Source organism: Candidatus Woesearchaeota archaeon (genome assembly GCA_027858315.1).
Taxonomy (GTDB): domain Archaea; phylum Nanobdellota; class Nanobdellia; order Woesearchaeales; family UBA583; genus UBA583.
Window position 1 is genome coordinate 1 of sequence record JAQICV010000047.1, and the last position, 4261, is coordinate 4261.

At 24.9% G+C, this 4261-nt stretch carries 7 protein-coding genes; 4 read left to right on the forward strand and 3 right to left on the reverse strand.

The window, feature by feature from the left end:
* Both PF569_03985 and PF569_03990 read left to right on the forward strand, forming a co-directional pair.
* Nucleotides 1–192 (forward strand): hypothetical protein (locus tag PF569_03985; GenBank protein MDA3855394.1); only part of this gene is annotated, 192 nt, incomplete at its 5' end.
* Nucleotides 176–649, forward strand: coding sequence for a hypothetical protein (locus PF569_03990; GenBank protein ID MDA3855395.1), 474 nt, complete (start codon nt 176–178; stop codon nt 647–649). The genes PF569_03985 and PF569_03990, both read left to right, overlap by 17 nt.
* Here PF569_03990 and PF569_03995 read toward each other — a convergent pair whose 3' ends face one another.
* Nucleotides 650–1057 (reverse strand): (deoxy)nucleoside triphosphate pyrophosphohydrolase, encoded by a 408-nt coding sequence (locus tag PF569_03995; GenBank protein ID MDA3855396.1) that lies wholly within the window; start codon nt 1055–1057, stop codon nt 650–652. It abuts the gene before it with no gap.
* A gap of 76 nt (nt 1058–1133) precedes the next feature.
* Between PF569_03995 and PF569_04000 the strand changes: the two genes are divergently transcribed.
* The gene (locus PF569_04000; protein MDA3855397.1) at nt 1134–1754 is read left to right on the forward strand and encodes a ribonuclease H family protein; all 621 of its coding nucleotides are present in this window, start codon (nt 1134–1136) and stop codon (nt 1752–1754) included.
* A gap of 9 nt (nt 1755–1763) precedes the next feature.
* On the opposite strand, the gene PF569_04005 is transcribed toward PF569_04000, so the two are convergent.
* Nucleotides 1764–2360, reverse strand: coding sequence for an HAD-IA family hydrolase (locus tag PF569_04005; protein MDA3855398.1), 597 nt, complete (start codon nt 2358–2360; stop codon nt 1764–1766).
* 151 nt (nt 2361–2511) lie between these two features.
* Nucleotides 2512–2970 carry an NUDIX domain-containing protein gene (locus PF569_04010; protein ID MDA3855399.1) on the reverse strand — a complete coding sequence of 153 codons (459 nt, stop codon included), beginning with the start codon at nt 2968–2970 and terminating at the stop codon, nt 2512–2514.
* 135 nt (nt 2971–3105) lie between these two features.
* Between PF569_04010 and PF569_04015 the strand changes: the two genes are divergently transcribed.
* On the forward strand, nt 3106–4261 hold a 1156-nt coding region (locus tag PF569_04015; GenBank protein MDA3855400.1), incomplete at its 3' end, for a pitrilysin family protein.

Here is a 4261-nt window from a genome sequence, read left to right on the forward strand (position 1 = left end):
GAAAATTTAAAATTAAAATCATTAATAGATTTAGATATTCATATAATAGAAGAAGAAGAATTTAATAAAATGTTAAAAGTTGATTATGAAAATTTAGGAAAAGAGATTGCAAGAAAAAATAAACCAATTATAAATTCTTATATATTTTATAATATATTAAAAAAAGGAGTTCAAAATGGATTTAACCTATAAATTATATTTAGATAAGGCAAAAAATGAATTAGACCTAGCAAGAATTATATTTGAAATTTCAAATAGTAACGATTTGAAAAATTCTTTTAGTATAGATTCTAATGAAACATTTTTTTCTGCAGTAATTACACATTCATATTATTCAATATTTTATTGTGCAAAAGCATACCTTTTGAAAAATAATATTAAAACAAAAGCACCAGAAGAGCATAAAAAAACTTATGAAGAGTTTGAAAAATTAGTAGAGGATGGTAAAATTGATTTAGAGTTATTAAATTATTATCAAGAATTAATCTTAAAAGCCGAAGAGCTTTTAGGTATTTTCAAATTAGAAAAGAAAAAAAGAGGAGAATTTACTTATCAAAAATTATCTCAAGCTAATTTATTGCCTAGTAAAAATAGTTTAGATAATGCTAAATTATTCTTTAAAAATATATATAATTTATTAGAAAATTAGTTAATTTCTAACATAGTCATCAACGATTTTAACATCAGCTTTTGCATACTCATAATTAGATAACTCCTCCTTAGATACCCATAAAGAGTCTTGACACTCAATATTCTTCTTCTGGCCACTAATATATTTACAAATATAAGTTATTAAAATAACATGATACTGAGTTCCCTCTTTCTCATACACATGAGAATATACTCCAAATAATTTTTTAATCTCAATCTCTAAATCTAACTCCTCTTTAATCTCACGAATTAAACAATCTTCAGGTTTTTCGCCAAACTCTACTTTACCTCCTGCAAACTCCCACATATTAGGTTCTAATTTAGAATCATTTTTCCTTTGAGCAATTAGTATCTTATCATCTTTTTCTATAATTGCTGCTGCAACTAAAATAGATTTTTCATTCATATAAAATCCAAAATATAACTATTTATAAACTTTATACAATAAAATTTTATAAACAAACAAATCATATATTAATAAGATGAAAAAAAAGAAGAACAATTTCTATGCGTATTACTTAGTTGAATCTAGACAAAGTGCAATAGTTGAAACATGGGATGAGTGTCAACAAAATACAAAACGCCAAAATGCAAGATACAAAGGATTTGAAACAAAAGACCAAGCAAATGAGTGGCTAAATCAAGGAGCAGAATATGAAATCAAACCTAAAATAAAAAAAGTTTACAAACCACTTCAAGAAGGAATATACTTTGATGCAGGAACTGGAAGAGGAGATGGAGTTGAAGTTAGACTTACAAACAAAAACAAAGACCCATTACTAAACCAAATATTAAATAAAGACAAAATCAACAAGCACGACAACTACAACTTAGGAAAACTAGTAACAAATAACTATGGAGAATTAGTAGGACTATACCTTGCTCTAAAACTAGCAAATAAACTAAATATAAAACATATATTTGGAGATAGCAAATTAGTTATAGATTACTGGTCTAAAGGCTTTTCAAAAATAGAAGATAAAAAAACAATCGACTTAATTAAAAAAGTAAAAATCCTAAGAAAAGAGTTTGAAACAGAAGGTGGTCATTTAGAACATATTAGTGGAGATATAAATCCTGCAGATTTAGGATTTCATAAATGAAATCTATTTTCACATACTTTCAATCTCTTTTCTTATCTCTTTAAAATTTGAAACAATTTTAAATGGATTTCCTTTCTCTAATCTTTCTTTTTCATGAAATCCGAAATCAACTGCAATTGATTTGACTCCTACATTATTTGCTTCTAAAACATCTCCTAAAGTATCCGTTACAAATATACATGAGTTCGAATCTAAATTATATTTTTTAAATAGCATTTTAAATTTTTCAACCTTAGATTTATGAGCCTCTGCTGCTAAAATTTCTTTAAAAATATTAGTGAAATTATTATTTTCAAAATATAAATTCAAATTTTTAATGGAATTTGAACTAATAATATATAAATCATAATTTTTACTTAATTTCTCAAGTTCATCTCTAATCTCTCTTTCTAACTTTAATTCTTTAAATGCTTCATATTCTAATTCTCTAAATTTATCGTGTGCTTGTTGATCAAATTTCTTATCAATTTTTTCAAATAAATTACCTTCAAAATAAGAGCGATAAATTTCCTTTGAACTTTTAGGATGAAATTGTTTATGTAATCCATAAGCTAAATCAAATGTATTGTGAATAACTCCATCAAAATCAAATATAATTGTTTTCATAAAATAATGTGAATTTAATTGTTTTTAAACTTTTAGTAGAGCTTTCATAAATAATTACAAGAACTCATAATGAGAGTTATATTCAAGATAGCAAAATCAGAGTGGAACGTGGTCGAGGAAAGGAGTGCCACAAAAGTTGAGAAAAAAGTGTTTAAATTAATATAAATTCTTTTTCTTTTGCAATTTTTTCTAATCTTAAAAGTTCATTTACTGTTTCAGGAATATTAGAAATCTTAGGTTCAAACTCATTTAATTTATCAATTTCAATCCATTGATACTCTGAGTATTCTTCATTTAAATCTATATTTCCTTTCTCATAAATTGCCAAATAATGAGGTAATATCATAGAATTTCCATCTTTCTTTCTAAACAATAAATTTAAACTAAATGTAGGATAAAGTAATACTTGAAAATCTAATCCAACTTCTTCATCTTTCTCTCTTTTCAAACCCTCAATAATAGATAAATCAGTATTTTCCATCTTCCCTCCAATAAATGAAAAAACTCCATCATAATCTGCTTCTCCTTTTCTTTTACAAAGAAGCACACTATTCTTATCTTTCGATAACACAATAATCTTTTGACAATATTGAAAATTATATTCTTCCATAATAATTTACAAATTAAATTCATATTTAATATTTATGCTTTTTTCTCAATTACATATAAAATCTATTAAACTCATATCCTAATTAGAGCTTTCACAAATAACAAACAATATAAACAAACTATTCCTTAATTTATTATGAAACCTCTATACGATAATAGATATCTATTAGAAAATGGATTACAAATCTATTCTAAACAAAAATCTGATAAAAATAGGATAGCATTTCATATAGTTATCAACTCTGGTGCTGCAAATGACCCAATTGACAAACATGGTCTATCCCATCTATTAGAACACCTAATCTTTAAAATCAAAGGATATACAGAAGCAACTTTAGCTGAGTTTTGTGATTTTAATGGAATAGATTTTAATGCAGGAACTGGCCATGATGAGATAACTATTTTTTTCAACTTCTTACCTGAAAAACTAGATGTAGTCTTAGAGCTTGCAAAAAGTTTTCTAACAGATAATAACTACACACAAAAAGATATTAAACACGAAATTAATGGCCCTATTAAAAGTGAAATACTAGATGACAATATCTCGCCAGAATATATATTTGGCAACTTCGTTCATAACTATCTATACGACAATACAAAATACAAAGGAAATATATTAGGAACAATTGAGTCTCTAAAAAATATTAAAGTTCAAGATCTAGACGATTACAAAAATATTTACTTTACAGCAAAAAATATGTTCTTTTATCTAGAAGGAGATTTTAAAAATATACAACTAGAACAAACAATAAGCAAATACTTCTCCAATCTAAATTCAGGAATTAAATATGATAACACAATAGATACAAAAAGAGAACAACAAGATGTAATTTATCTAAAAAATAAATCATTCGAAGGCCAAAATATAATCTCCCTAATACATACTTTTGAAGATATAGAAGAAGAGGACATATTCAAACTGGCATTAATAAAAAATATTTTAACACAAGGTTTCACATCATTATTAATTAATAGACTAAGAACAAAACATAAATTAATATATGGCTGTTTCTCAGATACTAACTACAAATTTAAAGATTGCTATTACAACATAATAATTCCTAACATAGAGATAGATAATACACAAAAAATTATAGATATAATAAATCAAACAACAAAAGAGCTAAAAAATGATCTAATAGATGATAAATTTTTTAATGGTAAAAAGACGCACTTTAAATTTATAATGGAAGAATATTTTGATGATATCCATTCAAGAATAGCATTTTTAACTTTTAACATATATTTTAGACAAGTAAATTTTGAAAAATTCGAAAATATTTTAGATAATA